Genomic DNA, 19,849 nt, shown 5'->3' with positions numbered 1-19,849 from the left:
GAGGCAGATGACTCCTTTCGCTAATCACTTATCTGAAAACGCTTAGTTCGCCTGCTAATTCATCACATTGTTCTATCCTTAATAGGGTTTTCAGGAACGAACAAAGGAGAATCGTGCAATGTCGAACAATGATAAACCACATCAAGCCCCTATTCATGGCACCGAAGAATCTCAACCGGGAATGGACTCACTCGCCCCTGCGGATGGCTCTCATAAACCGTCGCCGGGCCTGTCCGCGCCGGGCGAGCAACCTACTGCACCGGGAAGCATGAAGTCACCCGATGCGGACAACGAAAAGTTAAAATCTCTCGACCCGCACCGCAAAGGGGGTGAAGGCTATGCGCTGACCACCAATCAGGGCGTGCGCATCGCCGATGACCAGAACTCCCTGCGCGCCGGAACGCGCGGCCCGACGCTGCTGGAAGATTTCATCCTGCGGGAAAAAATCACCCATTTCGACCATGAGCGTATTCCTGAGCGTATCGTTCACGCTCGCGGCTCCGCGGCGCACGGCTATTTCCAGCCGTACAAGAGCCTGAAGGCGATCACGAAGGCGGATTTCCTTTCCGATCCGAACAAAATCACACCGGTATTTGTGCGCTTCTCTACAGTACAGGGCGGCGCGGGTTCGGCCGATACGGTGCGTGATATCCGCGGCTTCGCCACCAAATTCTATACCGAAGAGGGCATTTTCGACCTCGTCGGGAATAACACCCCGGTTTTCTTCATTCAGGATGCGCATAAGTTCCCTGACTTTGTCCATGCGGTAAAACCAGAGCCACACTGGGCCATACCGCAGGGACAAAGTGCGCATGACACCTTCTGGGACTACGTCTCCCTGCAACCGGAAACCCTTCACAACGTGATGTGGGCGATGTCTGACCGGGGGATCCCACGCAGCTATCGCACCATGGAAGGGTTTGGTATTCATACCTTCCGTCTGATTAACGCTGAAGGCAAAGCGACGTTTGTGCGTTTCCACTGGAAACCGGTCGCGGGGAAAGCATCCCTGGTGTGGGATGAAGCACAGAAGCTGACCGGGCGCGATCCGGACTTCCACCGTCGCGAACTGTGGGAATCCATTGAAGCCGGTGATTTCCCGGAATACGAGCTGGGGTTACAGCTGATCCCGGAAGAGGACGAGTTCAAATTCGACTTCGACCTGCTCGACCCGACCAAGCTTATTCCTGAGGAGCTGGTGCCGGTTCAGCTAGTGGGCAAAATGGTGCTTAACCGCAACCCGGATAACTTCTTCGCGGAGAATGAGCAGGCTGCGTTCCACCCGGGCCATATTGTGCCGGGGCTGGATTTCACCAACGATCCGCTGCTACAGGGCCGTCTGTTCTCTTACACCGATACGCAGATCAGCCGTCTCGGTGGACCGAACTTCCACGAAATTCCTATCAACCGTCCGACCTGCCCGTACCATAACTTCCAGCGTGACGGGATGCATCGCCAGGATATCGATACCAACCCGGCGAACTACGAGCCAAACTCCATTAACGATAACTGGCCGCGTGAAACCCCGCCGGGGCCAAAACGTGGCGGATTTGAGTCGTATCAGGAGCGCGTGGACGGAACAAAAATTCGCGAGCGCAGCCCGTCATTCGGCGAATATTACGCTCAGCCTCGCCTGTTCTGGAACAGCCAGACCCCGATTGAACAGCAGCACATTATCGGCGGTTTCAGCTTTGAGCTGAGCAAAGTGGTGCGTACCTACATTCGCGAGCGCGTGGTCGACCATCTGGCGCATATTGATATCCAGCTTGCTCAGGGCGTGGCGAATAATCTCGGCATCACGCTGACTGACGAGCAATGCCATGCCGCACCGCCAAAAGACGTGAACGGGCTGAAGAAGGATCCGTCCCTGAGCCTGTACGCGGTACCTGGCGGGTCAATTAAAGGCCGCGTAGTGGCTATCCTGCTGAATGATAAACCGCGCGCCAGCGACGTGCTGGGGATCATGAAGGCGCTCAAAACCCAGGGCGTACATGCCAAACTGCTTTACTCCCGCATGGGTGAAGTGACAGCCGACGATGGCTCTGTCCTGCCAATTGCCGCGACCTTCGCCGGGGCACCGTCGCTGACGGTTGACGCGGTGATTATGCCGTGCGGCGACGTTGAGAGCCTGCTCGGTAACGGTGATGCCGCCTATTATCTGCTGGAAGCCTATAAGCACCTGAAGCCAATCGCCCTGGCAGGCGATGCGCGGAAGTTTAAATCTCTGCTGAAGGTACCGGATCAAGGGGAAGAAGGCATTGTCGAAGGTGATAACATTGACGATGCGTTTATGACCCGGTTGTTTGACCTGCTTGCCGCCCACCGCGTGTGGTCGCGCAGCAGTAAGATTGACCAGATACCGGCGTAAAAAAAAGCCGGGTGGCGCTGCGCTTACCCGGCCTACATTTCGATTGCTTTTGTAGGCCCGGTAAGGCGAAGCCGCCACCGGGCTTTAACTCAAAGATCCCTGAACGTCCCCAGACGATACCCACGCTCGGCAATCGCGTACTTTAACGACGCCGACGTCAGCACATCCAGTTCTGCCAGACGCGGCCAGCAGTAGGCGCTCTTACGTACGATGTTATCGACAAACGCCGGGTGCGCCATTACCTCAAGCGAGCGCTCCCCTTTTGCGGCGGAGTCATCCAGCACCTTCAGGAACAGCGCTTCGTCGATCTCGTCGCCATAAAATGCGCTGCTGAACCCCTCCGTTGACGTCACCGCGACGTCCGGCAACCCGCGCACCTCACGATCCACGCGCATCGCCACGCCTTTACGTTGCACAAACTCTGCCACAAGCGGGAAAATCGCCGGGATCATATGCACATGATGATGGCTGTCAATATGGGTAGGCTCGCGGCCAAACACATCCACAAAGCGGTTAAACTGGCAATCCAGCTCGCGGGCAATCTCATCGAGCGGCAGAGCGTCCTGCTCCGCCATTTCCCAAATCCATTTCCCCAGCTGGCCGTCGCGCGTCAGGCCCGGCATTGGCGAAAGGGGCAACCCAAGCGTCAGCACAAAGTGCATGCCCACGCCCAGCTCGGGCAGCTCACGGCTTAACTGCGCCGCATGTTCCACCGCCTCACCGTTGATGAGCGCTGTTGTAGAGGTCACGACGCCCCGGCGACAGGCTTCAATAATGCCGTAGTTCTGCCCTTTTGACAGGCCAAAATCATCGGCATTGACGATCAGCAGGTTTTCCATCGCGCCTCCTCTTAACGGTGTGTGAGTTTCAGTTTCTCAACCGTTGCAGCAAAGTTTGGCAGCCATTTTTCATGCGCCAGGATCATCTCACCCGCGAGTTTTTCAGCGTCACGGTCAGAATGCACCAGCGGGCTGAGGTTCAGCGCCAGCAGCACGTCATTCAGTTCGCCGCTCAGGGCCGCATTGCTCGCCGCCACTTCAAAGCCTTTGATGGTGTGAATCAGGCCCATCACCTTATCGTCGAAGTGGGTAATGCGGGGATGTGGTTTTGCACCCTCGCGCCCAAGAATGCAGGTCATCTCAACGGCCCAGTCTGCCGGGATATTGTCGATGTGCCCGTGATGGGGAACGTTTACATAGTGCTCGGCCTGCTTGTCATTGTAAATGGCGTTAATCACTTCACACGCGGCATCCGAATAGTATGCCCCGCCGCGCTGCTCCAGCTCTTTCGGTTTGACGTTCAGGTTCGGATCTTTATACAAATCAAAAAGCTGCTTCTCTACTTTCTGTACAACCTGAGCGCGTGCGCCACCTTTGTAGTATTCGCCCATTTCAATGGCCAGCATCTCTTTCTGCTTGAAGTAGTAGAGTAGATACGAGCACGGCAGCAGATTCAGGGAGCGGATCAGCCCTTCGCTGAACGGCAGATCGAAAATGTTTTTCACCGAGGCCGCGGTCAGGCGACCAGAGGCGACGCCGTCGAGCAGTTCCGCAAAGCGCGATTGCCCGTTCACTATCACATCTTTGATAAAGACCATGTGATTCAGGCCGAACAGATCAATGGAGAGATCATCGTTATCGGTCAGTTCCAGTACATCGCGGATGAACATCTTCATGCCAATCGGAATATTGCAGACGCCGATAAAGCGTTTGAAACCGGTGTGGCGATAGACTGCCTCGGTGACCATCCCGGCCGGGTTGGTAAAGTTGATCACCCAGGCGTTCGGGCAGATCTCCTCCACGTCTTTAATGATGTCAAAAATGACCGGAATAGTACGCAGGCCTTTAAACAGGCCACCTGCCCCGTTGGTTTCCTGGCCCAGATAACCGTGGCTCAGCGGAATGCGCTCGTCCAGCTCACGCGCCTTCAGCTGGCCGACGCGCAGCTGCGTGGTCACGAAGTCAGCATCTTTCAGTGCCAGGCGGCGATCCAGCGTTTTATGCACGGTTAAGGGCACGCCCGCTTTTTCAACCATGCGTTTGCACAGTTCAAAGATAATATTCAGCTTCTCCTGACCTTCTTCAACATCCACCAGCCATAATTCGCTGACCGGTAATTCATGATACCGTTTCAGGAAACCTTCAAGTAATTCCGGGGTATAGCTGCTGCCGCCACCAATGGTTACGACTTTTAATTTCTGTTGCATAATATCTCCCTTAGCATATCAGGTTAATCGCCTGCAAGGTATAGCGTACTCTTCCCGCTATTTGGGCAAGCCATTACGTCACTGTTCCTGGCGGATAAACCGCCGAAAGTTAATTAATTACCGTTAAATTTTTGCGGTAACTGTTCGGTGTGAATGAAGTCAATTTTTTAAAGGTTTTAATAAACAGGCTGGGGCTGCTGTAACCCGATTCGTAAGCGATATCGGTGACAGAGTAGTTAGTAATTTCCAGCTGTTTTTTGGCAAAGTTAATGCGGATTTCATTAATGATTTGCACAGGCGTTTTACGGTAATAACGCTGCGTGGCGCGCGTCAAATATTCCTGCGATTTACCCGACAGCGCCACCATATTCTCCAGGGCGTTATCGCTGAACTGTCCTTTATCGTGCATCAGCTCCACGGTACTGCGCAGCCACTGAGGAATATCATCCACCACCTGCTGTTCTTCACGGTGATGGCGGAGGCGATTCATGACGTAGAACGTCACGGTTTCAATAAATTCATCAAATTCATTGTCGCGGAAATTCAGCGATGCGATAACCGTTTCAATCCAGGTCATAAACTCATTTTTAACGCGATACACCTGTGACGCCACAAAGCAGAACGGCACCAGCGGCAGATAGTGCTTCTCGAAGAAACGCCTGCTCACCCCTACGTTCAGAATGCGTGTCGCACCAAACTCATAAAAGCTCTGGTGATAAGATCCCATTGGCAGGAAGACGAAATCGCCACGCTCAAGCAGGACGCGCTTACCGTTGATCTCCTGATAGTAGCGGCCGGTCAGAACAATCGTGAACTCGTAGTAGTCATGCTGGTGCAGACCGCTGGCGCTCTCCGTTTTGTTGTAAATCACCACGTGAAAATTTTTGCCATTAAACAGCTGTTGCTCATGTGCGGTTTTGATTTCCATCGTGCTGACCTCCTGCTACTTCAACTGACTTATTGCATCTTCTCGTGAAGCTCGATGAGCTCCGCGACCAGCTCGCGTGCCAGCATGGAGGTCATCAGATGATCCTGCGCATGTACCAGCACCAGACTCACTTTCATCTTCCCTTCGCCCTGGTCGCTTTCGATGAGCTTCGTCTGCACCAGATGCGCTTCGTTTAACGCTGTACGGGACTGCTCCATCATGGTTTTCGCGGCAACGAAGTCGCCCTGCTTAGCCTGCTTAAGCGCCGCATACGCCAGGCTGCGTGCCTGCCCGGAGTTGATGATGAGGCCCATCACCACCTCTTCCAGATCATTCTCTGCGGTTTCTTCGGCAACGATACTCTCTAAATCTAACATCTTTAAGCTCCTTTCCGCTGGCGCGGGTTGCCCCGCGCCGTGCAATTTTAGAATTTCAGTGCGAGGGCGATATCCTCTTCGCTCTCTTCTTCATCGATAACCGTTGCGGCCTTGTTCGCAATCGCCACGAACGGCATGTAGAGCAGGGTTGCAATCCCGAGGTTGAATATCGCCAGCAGGAAGGCCGCCACGCTACCGTTGGTGTTGAAGAACGCGCCCAGACCAGCCGGCATCGTCCACGGCGCAATGTTGGTCACCGGCGGGATAATGCCCAGGTAGTACGCCGTCAGCGTAATCGCGGCCAGCAGCGGCTGAACCAGGATGAAGGGAATGAACATCACCGGGTTCATGATAATTGGCAGACCAAACAGGATCGGCTCGTTAATCTGGAAGATGCCTGATGGCAGGGCCAGCTTCGCAACCTGACGATGGTCGGCGCGGCGAGAGACAATAAAGACCGCGATGATCAGACCCAACGTCGCCCCGGTACCGCCCAGGAAGATATAGGAGTCAAGCATCGGCTTCGCCCACACATGGAAGGTTTTACCGGCCGCCAGCGCCGCATCGACGGAGCCGTACTGCTGGTAAAGCGCGACGTTTTCCAGTGCCCATGGGGTCATAATACCGCTGTCCAGCGCCGCCAGTGCCAGTGAACCATGCACGCCAAAGAACCACAGCAGGGAGGTAAAGATGACATACGCCCAACCGACCACGCTACCCATCGACGCCAGCGGCGTTGAGATAGAGTCCATAATGATCTGGTGGAAGTTTGTGCCCCAGTGAGAGAGCGCCCAGGCAATAATCCCCATGATGGAGAGAATAATGAAGCCCGGAATCAACGCGGAAAATGAACGAGAAACAGAGGCCGGAACGCTATCCGGCAAGCGGATAACCCAGTTACGGCGAATAATGAAGGTGAACATTTCGGCCACCACCAGCCCGATAATAATACCGGAAATGATGTTTGCCCCACCCAGCCAGTTGGCGCCAACGGCATAAGCGTCGCCCACGCTGTACGGTGTGACGGTCATGAACGCGGCAATGGACAGTAAGCCTGCCGCCAGCGGATCCACTTTACGCTCTTCCGCCAGCGCCATTCCGATAAAGAAAGGCGCCATTAGCGACATAATACCCAACGTACCGTTGTATACGTTGCCGCCAATGGCTTTTAAACCATTAAGGGTTTCAATAGTTGAAGCATCTAACCTAATTCCTAATGAATAAAAAAAGGAACCTTCTCCAAAGCTCAGAAAAACGTTGTTAATTAAAACGAACATTGCCCCGGCTAATGTCAACGGCATTAATTTAATAAAGCCGTTCTTAATGGCATTAACGTGAGGCTGCTTTCCTATTTTAACAGCAAAAGGAAGGAGTACCTTTTCAAGTGAAGCGATGACTTTACTCATAGGAAAATACCCTTAAATGCCGCAACGACCGTTACGGCGTATTGTGTGTGAAATAACTCTTTGACGGGAAAAATAAAAAATTAATTAGCAGCTTTTTTAATCGCCGCAACGGCAGCTTTTAATACACCTAAACCATCAATCTTGCCGTATAAAACGGAATCGATCACTTCGACCGGCTTATTGGGTAGCAGACGCTGAATTTCTGGCAGCATATAAGCGATTTGCGGCCCGAGTAAAATAACGTCGGCTGTCTGACCCTTCTCGCCCGCCAGCGTTTCCGGAAACGCCTCAATCACCACAGGGACTTCATATTTTTCGGCCTGCGCGCGCATTTTGGAAACCAGCAGCGAAGTGGACATGCCCGCAGAGCAAAACAGATAGATATGTTTCTTTTCCATGATAACTTCCCTCTTGTTTGGCTACCCGCCGTCTCGCTATCACTCGACTCGCTATCCTGGCTGACGGGCAGTGTGCTGAACATTGTTTGTCGTTGAAGTGAGTATACGCAATGGTACAGGGAGGGGATAATTCTGGATAGACTGAAATTGTCTCTCATTGACCTGGCTTGTTGACTACCTTCACATTTCAGGCAAATAATTCGCGCCAAGAAATAAGATTCACGTATGCATAAAAAAACCGGCCTTCCGGCCGGTTTGTTAACGCTCTCAGGCAAGCAGGCTTACTGTGCCTTAGGTGCCTGTGGGTCGGTGTCGTATTCGGCACAGGTCTGGTAACCAGAATTGATCACGTGACCCGTATCATCCAGGGCGACAAAATAGGTCTCTGCCTTACCATCACGTTGACCCAGAATATAGGTCTGGCAGGTACCACGCGCGTGGATCATAGTGACTTCTGAAGAAGGTTTACCGGCAATGGCTGCAACCTGGGAACGCGTCATGCCTTTTTTGACGTCTTTTACCACTGGCTGTGTGAACTGATCTTTAGTGCGATCGTAAGCTGTACACCCTGCCAGCATAGTCAGTACCGCCGCTGCGCTTAAAATTCCTGCTACGTTCTTGTTCATATTCCGTCCTCTTGTTTATCAGCGTGTTAACTAAGCATGGGATAAAAATTACTATTGTTCAACTTTGCGAGTTACGCCAGACGAATTTCGGAAAATTCTAATAAAACAACGGTAAGCTGCTAAATCGCTGTAAAACAGTACACTCAAAACTGTGATCCTTGTCGTTTCCCCGACAAAGGGTTAGTTTTAACAGATCACACTTTCTGTTTGGTTCTGCATAGGGAGGGCGTAATGGCTCTGCAACAAGAAATTATTCAGGCGCTGGGCGCGAAACCTGCGATTGATGCCAATGAAGAGATCCGTCGTAGCGTTGATTTTTTGAAAGCTTACCTGTCTGCACACCCTTTCCTGAAGACGCTGGTGCTGGGCATCAGCGGCGGTCAGGATTCCACTCTGGCCGGTAAGCTGAGCCAGATGGCCATCTCCGAGCTGCGTGACGAGACCGGTGACACCGCGCTGCAATTTATTGCCGTACGTCTGCCGTATGGCGTGCAAGCCGACGAGCAGGACTGTCAGGATGCGATTGCGTTTATTCAGCCGGACCGTGTTCTTACCGTAAACATCAAAGGTTCGGTACTGGCCAGCGAGCAGGCCCTGCGTGAAGCCGGTATTGAACTGAGCGATTTTGTCCGCGGCAACGAGAAAGCCCGTGAGCGCATGAAAGCGCAGTACAGTATCGCAGGGATGACCAAAGGGGTCGTCGTCGGCACTGACCACGCCGCGGAAGCCATCACCGGCTTCTTCACCAAATACGGCGATGGCGGCACGGATATCAACCCCCTCTTCCGCCTGAACAAGCGTCAGGGTAAGCAACTGCTGGCGGCGTTGGGCTGCCCGGAGCACCTGTATAAGAAGGCGCCAACGGCGGACCTGGAGGACGATCGCCCTTCCCTGCCGGATGAAGCGGCGCTGGGCGTTACGTATGACAACATCGATGATTATCTGGAAGGCAAAACGCTCGACGAAGGTACCGCTAAAATTATCGAAGGCTGGTATCTGAAAACCGAGCATAAGCGCCGTCCGCCCATTACGGTGTTTGATGATTTCTGGAAAAAGTAAAAGCAAAACGGTAACTCCGCTTTGCAGGCCGGGTAAGGCGTAGCCGCCACCTGGCTCTTTTTTAACCACCAAACACCTGCTACACTGTATGCCTGAACAGTATATGGAGCAGTATGTGAGCAGGCGTCAATCCGCCCCGCGTCTTGAGTTCGAAGCGGCGGCTATCTACGAATATCCCGAGCATCTTCGCCCCTGGCTTGAGGCACTGCCTAAACAGCCTGGCGTCTATTTCTTCCACGGCGACAGCGACACCATGCCGCTCTATATCGGCAAAAGCGTGAATATCCGCAGCCGGGTGATGTCGCACCTGCGTACGCCGGATGAAGCATCGATGCTCAGGCAGTCCCGGCGGATCACCTGGATCGAGACGGCAGGCGAACTGGGCGCGCTTCTGCTCGAAGCCCGGCTCATCAAGGAACAGCAGCCGCTGTTTAACAAACGCCTGCGCCGCAACCGCCAGCTGTGTTCCTTGCAGATTAACGCAGGAAAACCGCAGGTCGTTTATGCCCGGGAAGTGGATTTTTCGCATGAACCCAATCTTTACGGTCTGTTTGCCAACAAACGTGCCGCACTGCAAACCCTGCAATCCCTGGCTGATGAATTACAGCTTTGTTACGGCCTGTTAGGACTGGAAGCCACCACCCGTGGTCGCGCCTGTTTCCGCTCAGCGCTGAAACGCTGCGCCGGGGCGTGCTGTGGAAAAGAGAGCGTTGAAGAACATCATGCCCGGTTTATGGCTGGCCTTGCCTCTATCAGCGTTAACTGCTGGCCGTGGGAAGGCGCGGTGGCGCTGAAAGAAACCCGCGATGGGATGACGCACTATCACATCATCCGCAACTGGCTCTGGCTTGGCGCCGTTGAAAATCTGGATGACGCTACCGCTCTGCTGCGCACCCCTGCCGGTTTCGATCAGGATGGTTACAAAATTCTCTGCAAGCCACTGTTAACCGGAAAATATGAGATCATCGTCCTCAATGACCCGGCAGCCAGGTAATTTCACTGAACAGCAGCGACCCCTTCGTTTCCAGTAAACGGAGGGTATGACTGCCCGCTTCCCAGCTGGCGCCCTGATCGGCGGTCAGTAATTTGTCGCCCAGTTGCCAGGCGCCGCTTAATACGAATGCCACCCCACCGCGTGATGCGAAGGTAGTGAACGTCCGGGTAGCAACGCGCACCTTTGCCTGGCAGCAATCCCGTCGGGTCATGATGTTGAAGTCCATCGACATCTGCCCCTCTGTGAGCACGGCTTTCACCGCCAGATCGCCCGCAAATCGGTAAGGCTGATGATGCTTCAGGGTATGACAAAACGCCCTGCCTGCATCCAGGGTCACCTCACCGCCCTCCAGCAGCGTAATCACCCGGTCAACGCCCGGGAACGCGGAAAATTCGCCGTTACTGGCGATGGAGGCAATACTGGCCCGCCAGAAAAAATCCCGCGTCGCGGGAGGAAAACAGCAAATCTCACGCGTCTCACCCGCACCATTACGCCAGAGACTGACCGGCATTTTACGGATATCAAAGAATTCCATGACCACTCCTGAAGGACGCACCGTGCGCCAGGGCATTTTCACAGACGTATTATCGGCAGCAGTCAGGCCAGACCTTAGGCATGGGATAAAAGAAAAACCGCCGGTCCTGTCCACAGCGTTTTCGCTTTTGTAGACAGGAGCCCGGCGGTCTTAAGAGAGTGAACCGATTATTCGGTTGGTGCAGGCATTTTACCTTCCGGCGCTGCACGTTCTGTCAGACGCTTCTCAAAATTGGCATTAAATTGCTTTTTCTGTTCCGGCGTCAGAATGTTGTAAATCTTGTTCTGGGTTTCCATGTGGGCCAGCATGCGCGCTTTATGCTGCTCGGCCATTTTGTCGATCTGCGCTTCCGCTTTTGCTTTATCGAAGCTGTCGCTGGCAATGATGTCATGCATTGCGCGGCGCTCTTCCAGCGGAGGACGTTTCATCTGGTCACGCTGGCTTTTCATGATGTCGCGGATCTGCTGCTTCTGCGCATCGGTGAGGTTCAGATCTTTAAACATCATCATCTCATGGTGCATACCCGGCTTGCCTTTATGATGCATCATCATTTTGCCTTCCGTCGGCGCGGCGGTAGTGGTCGCGGTATCGGCGGCGAACGCCATGCTGGTAGCGCCCAGAGCCAGGGTAGAGGCAACAAACAGTGCAGTTAATTTACGCATAATGTCTTTCCTTACTTTCAGTTATTCTTCGGCGCTATGCCGTGTTGACGAGATTAACTTTACGGGGTTTATCGTCAATTAGTCAGAGCAACGGTAAAACAATGAAAGTGTAAAAAACAACTTTTCGCCAATTGTGGAGAAATTAAGGAAAAAGCGTGGAGAGATGAAACAAAAATATTCAACAGGATGATTTTAAAGAGATTATGGAGAAGTATAGCGAAGTGCCGTTTAATAATAAAGCAATTCTCCAGGAATATTCCGCAAACAATACCAGAGCGCTTTTAACGCTAAGAAATTTATTCTTCATTTCCCCTCCGGTCTGCGCGAGGGGAGACGATCAGGGCATTTTTTCCAGCATCAGGCCAGCTCGCAAACCAAACGCGACCGACGGATTAGGAAATAAAACATATTCCGTGGATTTCTGTACCGCATAGCGCGTCTCACCATCTTCTGCCAACAGGACGCCCTGGCGAAACGGCGTAAAGTTCAGCGTATGGGGCGCCATATGAAGCTGGAAAGCCTTGCTTTGACGCGTGATCTGCTGCACGACCCGATAGCGCACGACGGGTTCCCGGGTGGGTTCCGGCGCAACCCCGGCGAGCAACGCCCGAAGCGCCTGATGCGTAGGGGCAAAACGCGTCAGGTCGTTTTGCCCGAACGGCAGCGCTTTTCCCAGCTCCAGGGTGCAGGATAACGCACCAACATTCTCGCAGGTGAAGTGGGTAAACGTGCCGCCTGGCGTCTGGTGGAAGACCAGCGCCTCCAGCCCCGCGTCGCCAAGCCAGGTCAGAAACGCCTCATCCCACGGCTGATGACGCTGCGGTAACACGCCAAAACGCACGTGGTACGAGGCGCGAATGGCCGTATGCAGATCGAGGTGCCAGCGCGTTTCCCCCGCCCCGGCAAAAAACGCCGTGACCACCTTCTCCAGCCATTGCGCGCGTGTCGTCTCATCACTCTGTGGAAACTGCGCCCAGCGACCACCAAACATGCGGTTGATGTCGCTCACGAGATACCGTTTATTTTGCGCCAGCGCAGGCGGATTTCCCAGCACCACCAGCAGACGGCAGTGCAGCGTGATCTCTGCGCGAAACAGCGCGCGCAGCAAAAGATCGACAATCTCCACGGGCGCGGTTTCGTTTCCGTGAATGCCGGTCGTAAGCAGCAGCGACAGATCATATTCCCCCGTCGGCGTCAGTTCAAGCACGCCCGGCCCCAGCCATCGCCAGTGGAACGAGGGGCCTTCCCCCTCGTGCCGCTCCGGTGTCTCTTCGGCCAGCGTCAGCGCCAGTAAGTTTTCCATATCATCTCCTTAGCGCTGGAACGGATAAACCGATCCCAGTTGCAGGATGGTCGATAATGCATCCAGCGCCTCGCGGCCTTCGCGCAGCAGCTGCGGATCAACCAGATCGGCCTGAACCAGACGGTCGCGATAATAGCGGTCCACCCAGTCATTGAGGGTATTGAACAGCGTGTCGTTCATCATTACCGCCGGATTCACGGCCTGCATCTCCTCCGGCGTTAACACCACGCGCAGTCGCAGGCACGCCGGTCCCCCGCCGTTGGCCATACTTTCCCGCAGATCAAACACGCGCAGTTCATCAATCGGGTTATCCGCCTGCACCAGTTCGCTCAGATAGCGCCAGACGCCCTGATGGTTGCGGGACTCCTGCGGCAGCACCAGCATCATGCTGCCATCATCCCGGCTCAGCAGCTGGCTGTTGAACAGATACGTTTCGACCGCATCCTGCACGCTTACCGCCTGCGTGGGCACCTGAATCGGCATAAATCCCGGCACGCGTTCGCGCAGCGTGGCCAGCAACTTTTCCTGATGGGCAAACGCCTGCTCGTGGCAGAACAGTACCTGACGGTTGGAAACGGCAATGACGTCGTTATGAAACACGCCCTGGTCGATCACCTGCGGATTTTGCTGGGCAAAAATCACCTGAGAAGGATTAACCTGGTTCAGCCGCGCAACCGCCTGGCTTGCGGCTAAAGTTTGTCTCGCCGGATAACGAACCGGCGCGGCGTGGCCGCCCTCTTCCCGTCCATAGATAAACAGCTGCAAACCCGGCTCGCCATAGTCGCCGCCCAGACGATTGTGGTTTGCCGCCCCTTCATCGCCAAACATCGCGACCTGCGGCAGCGCCGAATGTACCTCGAAATGCGCTTCATGATTAAAAATGGCGCGCAGCACGCGCCCGGTGGTCTCCGCTTCGCTGGCGCGGTGGAATTTGTTGTTCAGGTTAGCAACGGTCAGATGCACTTTGCCGTCCAGCGTATCCGCCGACGGCGCAACGGTGGCGGCATTCGCCACCCACATCGAGGAGGCTGAACTGGCCGCCGAAAGCAGGTGTGGCGTCTGCGTGCCTGCTTTTTCCACCACCTGTTCATCCGTACCGCTGAACCCCAGCTGGCGCAGCACGTCCACGTTTGGTCGCTCCTGAGGCGGGATCACCGCCTGCGGGAAACCGGCATCGGACAACGCCTTCATTTTCAACAGACCCTGCTTCGCCGCCAGCTTCGGGTTCGAGACCTGGAAACGGTGCTTCGTCGAGGCTTCATTGCCGAACGATAGCCCGGCATAGTGGTGCGTCAGCCCCACGAGGCCGTCAAAGTTAACCTCACGCGCTTTCATGGGCGTCACCCTCTGTAAAATCCAGCCCCGGATTCAGCGTCTCCGGCAGCGTCAGCGCCGGGGTTTCCAGGCTTGCCATCGGCCACGCGCAGTAATCGGCGGCATACCAGGCGCTGGCGCGATGGTTGCCCGACGCCCCTACGCCACCAAACGGCGCGGTGCTCGCCGCACCGGTCAGCGGTTTGTTCCAGTTCACGATCCCGGCGCGCGCTTCAAGCAGCAGTTGTTCGAATTTCTCGCGATGCGGCGATATCAGGCCGCTCGACAGGCCGTAGCGGGTGTTGTTGGCCATCTCGATCGCCGACTCAAAATCGTCATAGCGCCAGACGCACAGCAGCGGGCCAAAGACCTCTTCATCCGGCACGTTGCTCGTCGCACTCATCTCAATAATCCCCGGCGTCAGCAGCGACGTGCCCGGCTGAACCAGCTTCGGCTCCAGCAGGGTTTTCGCCCCGCGCGCCACGTGCTCCTGCCACGCTTTCAGCACGTTCAGCGCCGCCTGCGCGGAGATCAGCCCGCCGATAAACGGCTGCGGCTCGGCATCCCATTTCGCGGGAACCAGACGCGCGCTCACCTCCACCAGACGCTTCAGGAACGCATCCCCCTGCGCGCCGCGCTTAACCAGCAGGCGGCGGGCGCAGGTGCAGCGCTGTCCGGCGGTAATGAACGCCGACTGAATGGTCAGATGGACCGCGGCATCGATATCATCCGGATCTTCCACAATCAGCGGGTTGTTGCCGCCCATCTCCAGCGCCAGAATTTTTTCCGGCTGCCCCGCCAGCTGACGATGCAGCTGATACCCCGTTCCGGCACTGCCGGTGAACAGCAAACCGTCAATGTCGCTCAGCGCACTCAGCGCCTGACCTGTTTCACGCCCGCCCTGCACCAGATTCAGCACCCCCGGCGGCAGCCCCGCCTGCTCCCAGAGTTTTATGACTGCTTCTCCGGTTAAGGGGGTTAACTCACTCGGCTTGAAGATGACGGTATTCCCCGCCAGCAGCGCAGGCACAATGTGCCCGTTCGGCAGATGTCCGGGGAAGTTATACGGGCCAAACACCGCCAGCACCCCGTGCGGACGGTGGCGCAGCGTGGCGGCGCCGTCTGGCATCTCGGTATGCTGCTCGCCGGTGCGGGTATGGTACGCCTTCACCGATATCGCGATTTTGTTGATCATCGCCGTGACTTCGGTTGTTGCCTCCCAGCGCGGCTTGCTGGTTTCGCAGGCAATGATGCGGGTCAGCTCGGCTTTATTGGCCTCCAGCAGCGCAGCAAATTTCTCAACCAGCGCCTGGCGCTCGGAGAATGGCCGTTTCGCCCATGCCGGAAACGCGCGGCGTGCAGCCTGGCAGGCCTGCTCAACCTGCCCGGCGCTGGCGTCGTTCCCCGACCAGAGCACCTCCTGGCCGACCGGGTTAGTTTTTGTCCGCGCGTCACCTTCGCCCGTTACCCAGTCACCGTTAATCCATAGAGTCATGCTGTTTTCTCCTCAGGGCAGAGCCGCACCAGGCGAACCGTGTCGCCAGCGTTACATTTCAGGGCATCCAGTTGCGCAGCCGTCAGTACCAGACGCTCGCATGTTGGGTTGGTTCGCACCAGCATGGCGCGGAAGTTGGTGTAATTCTCGTTCGAGACCAGGCAGGCTGGCCACTCGCCCGGCGCGGGCTGGCCTTCTGAAACCTCAACCAGGCGGCTTTTACGGATGGCGCGAACGCGGTCAATGTCGCATTCCAGCGTCGGGCCGCCGTCGAAGATGTCGACGTAGTTACGGTAGCGAAATCCCTCTTTCTCCAGCACTGCGCGGGCCGGGGCGGTTTGCGGGTGAACTTCGCCGATCACCGCCTGCGCTTCAGGGGTTAAGAAATGGGTATAAATAGGATGCTTCGGCATCAGCTCGGCGATAAACGCCTTCTGACCGGTACCGCACAGGTAATCCGCCCGGCTAAATTCCATGGAGAAGAAGCGTTCGCCCAGACTCTCCCAGAACGGCGAGTAGCCCGTCTCATCAATTACGCCGCGCATCTCCGCGACCACTTTTTCGTTGAAGCGGTCGCGAAAGGCGGCCATAAACATAAAGCGCGATTTGGAGAGCAGATAACCGTTGCCCTCTTTGCGCCAGTCCGGATCGAGAAACAGGGTGCAGAGTTCGCTGGCGCCGGTATGGTCATTACAGAGGAAGAGCGTCGGCAGCGCGTTGTAAACGTTCAGCTCTTTCGAGGCGTGGACCATCGTGCCGACCCGGTAGTTGTACCACGGATCGTTAAGCCCGACGGCCACCTCGATGGCGCAAATCCCCGCCACGGTTCCCGTGCCGTTATCTTCCAGCACGAACACATAGCCCTGTTCGCTTTTTGGCAACGTCCCCTGCCAGGTTTGCAGGGAGCGCTCAATGCGCGCCGACAGCGTTTTTTCATCGGCAGGCAGCGAGGTTAGCCCGCCCCCTGTCTTACCGGCAAGCTGCATAAGCCCGGCGAGATCGCCGTGCGCAACGGGACGGATGACCATCATGATGACACCCCGGACTTCACCTGTTCGCAGGCCAGCGCAAAACGATCTAACCCGGTTCTGACCTCTTCCTCGCTGACGATCAGCGCAGGGGCAAACCGCACCACGTTAGCACCGGCAATCAGCACCATTACGCCCTGCTTTGCCGCTTCCTGTGAAATCAGCTTCGCTTTGCCGGCAAACTCAGGGGCAAGCTCACAGCCTATTAACAGCCCCAGACCGCGGATCTCTTTGAACAAGCCGGTCTGGTTATTGATGGCAGTAAGGCGCTCAACAAACCACTGGTGACGCTGCTTCACGCCGTTCAGCACCTCAGGGGTGTTGATGATATCCAGCACCTGTCCGGCGACAGCGGTTGCCAGCGGGTTGCCGCCGTATGTGGTGCCATGAGTGCCCACGGTCATCACGCTGGCGAATTTATCGGTGGTCAGCATCGCCCCCACCGGGAAACCGCCGCCGAGCGCTTTGGCTGTTGAGAGCACATCCGGGGTCACGCCATAGTGCATGTAGGCGTACAGCTCACCCGTGCGGCCCACGCCGGTCTGGACTTCGTCAAAAATCAGGACCGCGTTATGCCGATCGCACAGCTCGCGCAGCCCTTGCAGGAACGCTTTCTGGGCGGGCATGACGCCGCCTTCCCCCTGCATGGGCTCGACAATCACCGCACAGGTGGTGTCGTCAATCAGCTCGCTGGCAGAGTGTAAATCGTTATACGCCGCATGCCGGATATCCGGCGGCAGCGGCGCAAAATCCTGAGAATATGAGGGCTGACCACCCGCGCTGACGGTAAACAGCGTGCGGCCATGGAAGGCATTTTTAAAGGCTACGATGCCGCTCTTGTGCGCGCCGAATTTATCGTGCGCATATTTGCGCGCCAGCTTCAGCGCCGCTTCGTTCGCTTCCGCGCCGGAGTTACAGAAAAAGACTTTTTCTGCGAAAGTGGCGTCGATCAGCTTCTTCGCCAGACGCAATGCCGGTTCGTTGGTATAACCGTTGCCGGTATGCCAGAATTTCGCCGCCTGGTCATTCAGCGCCTGCCGCAGCGCCGGGTTTGCATGCCCCAGCGCATTCACCGCAATCCCACCCGCAAAGTCGATATACTCTTTGCCCTGCTGATCCCACAGGCGAGAGCCTTCCCCACGTACCGGAATAAAAGCCGCCGGAGCGTATACCGGCATCATCCATTCATCGAAATTTTCACGCGTAACTGACAGAGACATAGCGACCTCATCCGGTAAATAAAAGGTTGTTTAAATGTTAAATAATTGAGTGTTTGCACTGTGAATGTAGATTGCAGCGTTCGTGCCAGCCAGCGATAAAAATGCATAAACGGGTTGGGGTAACACAATATCAATGAGTTACAATATGGAGTTATTCACTGTTAATGCATAAATAGTGAATATTATTACGACAAGCGGCGCTTTACCGCATGAAAACAAGAAAGAGTATGCAGAGGCCAAATATAATTCTGGAATTGTGATCGCTCGCGAAATTTATCGGCCCTTTACGCCCTGTTCGAGGGCAAAACGCGCCGAAATGGTGCAAATATTGCACCGTCGGCATTATCTGTCGCAGTAATTGGGCGAAGCGGATAACAGACGACGTAAATTCTGCTACCATCCTTGCACTATTCACCTTGCATTGGCAGCGACTATGAAATTTGTCTCTTTTAATATCAACGGCCTGCGTGCCCGCCCTCACCAGCTTGAAGCGATTGTTGAGCAACATCAGCCAGATGTGATCGGCTTGCAGGAGACAAAAGTTCACGACGATATGTTCCCGCTCGAAGAGGTAGCGAAGCTGGGCTATAACGTTTTTTACCACGGTCAGAAAGGCCACTACGGCGTTGCGCTGCTGACCAAAGATACGCCGGTGTCGGTGCGTCGTGGCTTCCCGGGTGACGATGAAGAGGCGCAACGCCGCATCATCATGGCGGAAATTCCTTCCGCGCTCGGCAATGTGACCGTCATCAACGGCTATTTCCCGCAGGGTGAAAGCCGCGATCATGAAACCAAATTCCCGGCCAAAGCGAAGTTTTATCAGGATCTGCAAAACTACCTGACAACCGAACTCAAAAAAGAAAACCCGGTGCTTATCATGGGCGACATGAATATCAGCCCGACGGATCTGGATATCGGTATTGGCGAAGAGAACCGTAAGCGCTGGCTGCGCACCGGCAAATGCTCTTTCCTGCCGGAGGAGCGCGAGTGGATGGAGCGCCTGCTGGGTTGGGGGCTGGTGGATACTTTCCGCACGGCTAACCCGGCGACGCAGGATCGCTTCTCGTGGTTTGACTATCGCTCTAAAGGCTTCGATGACAACCGGGGCCTGCGTATTGATCTGCTGCTGGCGAGCGCCCCCCTGGCCGAACGCTGCATCGAAACCGGTATCGACTATGACATCCGTAGTATGGAAAAGCCGTCCGACCATGCGCCGGTATGGGCAACGTTCAAGCTGTAAACTTCAGTGAATATTAAAAAAATCAGTCTCCTGTGCGCCCTTTTGGGCGCATTTGTTTTGACCGTTGTTTTGCTTCCTCCAGGCATACTCTCCCTCGACACGCTAAAAATGCACCAGCAAACGTTGCTCGATCGTGTGGAGCAGGCGCCTCTTCAGAGCGCTGATCTATTTTGCGGTTTACGTTCTGCTCTCCGCGCTGTCGATCCCCGGAGCCGCGCTTCTGACGCTGCTCGGCGGGGCGCTTTTCAGCCTGTGGGAGGCGACGCTGTTGGTGTCATTTGCCTCGACGCTCGGCGCCACGCTTGCCATGCTCGTTAGCCGTTATCTGCTGCGCGACTGGGTGCAACGGCGCTTTGCCGCACAGATGAGCACGATAGATGCGGGGATGGATCGCGACGGCGCGCGCTGCCTTTTTGCCCTGCGCCTGATGCCGTTGTTCCCGTTCTTTCTGGTCAATTTGCTGATGGGGCTAACCCGTCTCAGGGTGCGTCACTACTGGTGGGTCAGCCAGCTTGCAATGCTACCTGCCACTGTCATTTATCTGAACGCCGGACGCGAGCTGGGGAAACTCACCGCGCTGCGCGATATTCTGTCGCCGGGACTGCTGTTCGCCTTTACACTATTAGGGTTATTACCGCTGGTCACTCGCTGGCTGTTTTCCCGTTACATCCCTTCGATTAAAAAGTGAGG

At 55.5% G+C, this 19,849-nt stretch carries 18 protein-coding genes and 1 pseudogene; 5 read left to right on the top strand and 14 right to left on the bottom strand.

What is annotated here, in order from left to right; all coding sequences use genetic code 11:
* Nucleotides 1-118 precede the first annotated feature (118 nt).
* Nucleotides 119-2,368 carry a catalase HPII gene (gene katE / locus L463_RS09665; RefSeq protein ID WP_017693594.1) on the top strand — a complete coding sequence of 750 codons (2,250 nt, stop codon included), beginning with the start codon at nt 119-121 and terminating at the stop codon, nt 2,366-2,368.
* An 89-nt stretch (nt 2,369-2,457) separates the two neighbouring features.
* Here the strand turns inward: katE and chbG are convergent, their stop codons facing one another.
* The 7 genes from chbG to osmE form a co-directional block, all read right to left on the bottom strand.
* Nucleotides 2,458-3,207 (bottom strand): chitin disaccharide deacetylase, encoded by a 750-nt coding sequence (chbG, locus tag L463_RS09670; RefSeq protein ID WP_032104262.1) that lies wholly within the window; start codon nt 3,205-3,207, stop codon nt 2,458-2,460.
* An 11-nt stretch (nt 3,208-3,218) separates the two neighbouring features.
* A complete protein-coding gene (locus tag L463_RS09675) occupies nt 3,219-4,574 on the bottom strand; it encodes a 6-phospho-beta-glucosidase (protein ID WP_017384662.1) in 1,356 nt (451 codons plus the stop codon).
* A gap of 109 nt (nt 4,575-4,683) precedes the next feature.
* The gene (chbR, locus tag L463_RS09680) at nt 4,684-5,502 is read right to left on the bottom strand and encodes a transcriptional regulator ChbR (protein WP_017384663.1); all 819 of its coding nucleotides are present in this window, start codon (nt 5,500-5,502) and stop codon (nt 4,684-4,686) included.
* 29 nt (nt 5,503-5,531) lie between these two features.
* On the bottom strand, nt 5,532-5,879 hold the full coding sequence (gene chbA / locus L463_RS09685; protein ID WP_003857835.1) for a PTS N,N'-diacetylchitobiose transporter subunit IIA: 348 nt from the start codon (nt 5,877-5,879) through the stop codon (nt 5,532-5,534).
* A gap of 47 nt (nt 5,880-5,926) precedes the next feature.
* Nucleotides 5,927-7,285, bottom strand: coding sequence for a PTS N,N'-diacetylchitobiose transporter subunit IIC (gene chbC / locus L463_RS09690; protein ID WP_017384664.1), 1,359 nt, complete (start codon nt 7,283-7,285; stop codon nt 5,927-5,929).
* Between the two features lie 80 nt (nt 7,286-7,365).
* Complete coding sequence (gene chbB / locus L463_RS09695) at nt 7,366-7,683, bottom strand: PTS N,N'-diacetylchitobiose transporter subunit IIB (RefSeq protein WP_015570750.1); 318 nt, start codon at nt 7,681-7,683, stop codon at nt 7,366-7,368.
* 281 nt (nt 7,684-7,964) lie between these two features.
* A complete protein-coding gene (gene osmE / locus L463_RS09700; protein ID WP_003857836.1) occupies nt 7,965-8,309 on the bottom strand; it encodes an osmotically-inducible lipoprotein OsmE in 345 nt (114 codons plus the stop codon).
* Between the two features lie 231 nt (nt 8,310-8,540).
* Between osmE and nadE the strand changes: the two genes are divergently transcribed.
* Both nadE and cho read left to right on the top strand, forming a co-directional pair.
* Nucleotides 8,541-9,368: an ammonia-dependent NAD(+) synthetase gene (gene nadE, locus L463_RS09705; protein ID WP_003857837.1), complete on the top strand. Its 828-nt coding sequence runs from the start codon at nt 8,541-8,543 to the stop codon at nt 9,366-9,368.
* A 115-nt stretch (nt 9,369-9,483) separates the two neighbouring features.
* A complete protein-coding gene (cho, locus tag L463_RS09710) occupies nt 9,484-10,362 on the top strand; it encodes an excinuclease Cho (RefSeq protein WP_063136382.1) in 879 nt (292 codons plus the stop codon).
* On the opposite strand, the gene ves is transcribed toward cho, so the two are convergent.
* The 7 genes from ves to L463_RS09745 form a co-directional block, all read right to left on the bottom strand.
* Nucleotides 10,340-10,897, bottom strand: coding sequence for an environmental stress-induced protein Ves (ves, locus tag L463_RS09715; RefSeq protein WP_017384666.1), 558 nt, complete (start codon nt 10,895-10,897; stop codon nt 10,340-10,342). The two genes, cho and ves, sit on opposite strands and share 23 nt — an antisense overlap.
* Before the next feature lie 167 nt (nt 10,898-11,064).
* Nucleotides 11,065-11,559, bottom strand: coding sequence for an ATP-independent periplasmic protein-refolding chaperone Spy (gene spy / locus L463_RS09720; RefSeq protein ID WP_015570753.1), 495 nt, complete (start codon nt 11,557-11,559; stop codon nt 11,065-11,067).
* A gap of 337 nt (nt 11,560-11,896) precedes the next feature.
* Complete coding sequence (gene astE / locus L463_RS09725; RefSeq protein ID WP_032104260.1) at nt 11,897-12,862, bottom strand: succinylglutamate desuccinylase; 966 nt, start codon at nt 12,860-12,862, stop codon at nt 11,897-11,899.
* A 9-nt stretch (nt 12,863-12,871) separates the two neighbouring features.
* Nucleotides 12,872-14,197 carry an N-succinylarginine dihydrolase gene (gene astB, locus L463_RS09730; RefSeq protein WP_032104259.1) on the bottom strand — a complete coding sequence of 442 codons (1,326 nt, stop codon included), beginning with the start codon at nt 14,195-14,197 and terminating at the stop codon, nt 12,872-12,874.
* Nucleotides 14,184-15,671, bottom strand: a complete 1,488-nt coding sequence (gene astD / locus L463_RS09735; protein WP_017693599.1) for a succinylglutamate-semialdehyde dehydrogenase — start codon at nt 15,669-15,671, stop codon at nt 14,184-14,186. The genes astB and astD overlap by 14 nt, the downstream gene beginning before the upstream one ends.
* Entirely contained in the window at nt 15,668-16,702 is a 1,035-nt protein-coding gene (gene astA / locus L463_RS09740) for an arginine N-succinyltransferase (protein WP_017384670.1), read from the bottom strand. Before astA ends, astD begins: the two co-directional genes overlap by 4 nt.
* A complete protein-coding gene (locus L463_RS09745; protein WP_032104258.1) occupies nt 16,699-17,919 on the bottom strand; it encodes a succinylornithine/acetylornithine transaminase in 1,221 nt (406 codons plus the stop codon). The genes astA and L463_RS09745 overlap by 4 nt, the downstream gene beginning before the upstream one ends.
* Before the next feature lie 433 nt (nt 17,920-18,352).
* Between L463_RS09745 and xthA the strand changes: the two genes are divergently transcribed.
* Nucleotides 18,353-19,159, top strand: a complete 807-nt coding sequence (gene xthA / locus L463_RS09750; protein ID WP_015570756.1) for an exodeoxyribonuclease III — start codon at nt 18,353-18,355, stop codon at nt 19,157-19,159.
* 6 nt (nt 19,160-19,165) lie between these two features.
* Nucleotides 19,166-19,847, top strand: a pseudogene (locus tag L463_RS09755) (TVP38/TMEM64 family protein).
* The last annotated feature ends 2 nt before the right edge of the window (nt 19,848-19,849 follow it).

The organism is Enterobacter sp. BIDMC 27 (genome assembly GCF_000534415.1).
Classification (GTDB): Bacteria; Pseudomonadota; Gammaproteobacteria; order Enterobacterales; family Enterobacteriaceae; genus Enterobacter; species Enterobacter hormaechei_C.
The sequence above is the reverse complement of the archived record's forward strand: the minus strand, read 5'-3'. Positions and strand labels throughout refer to the sequence as shown.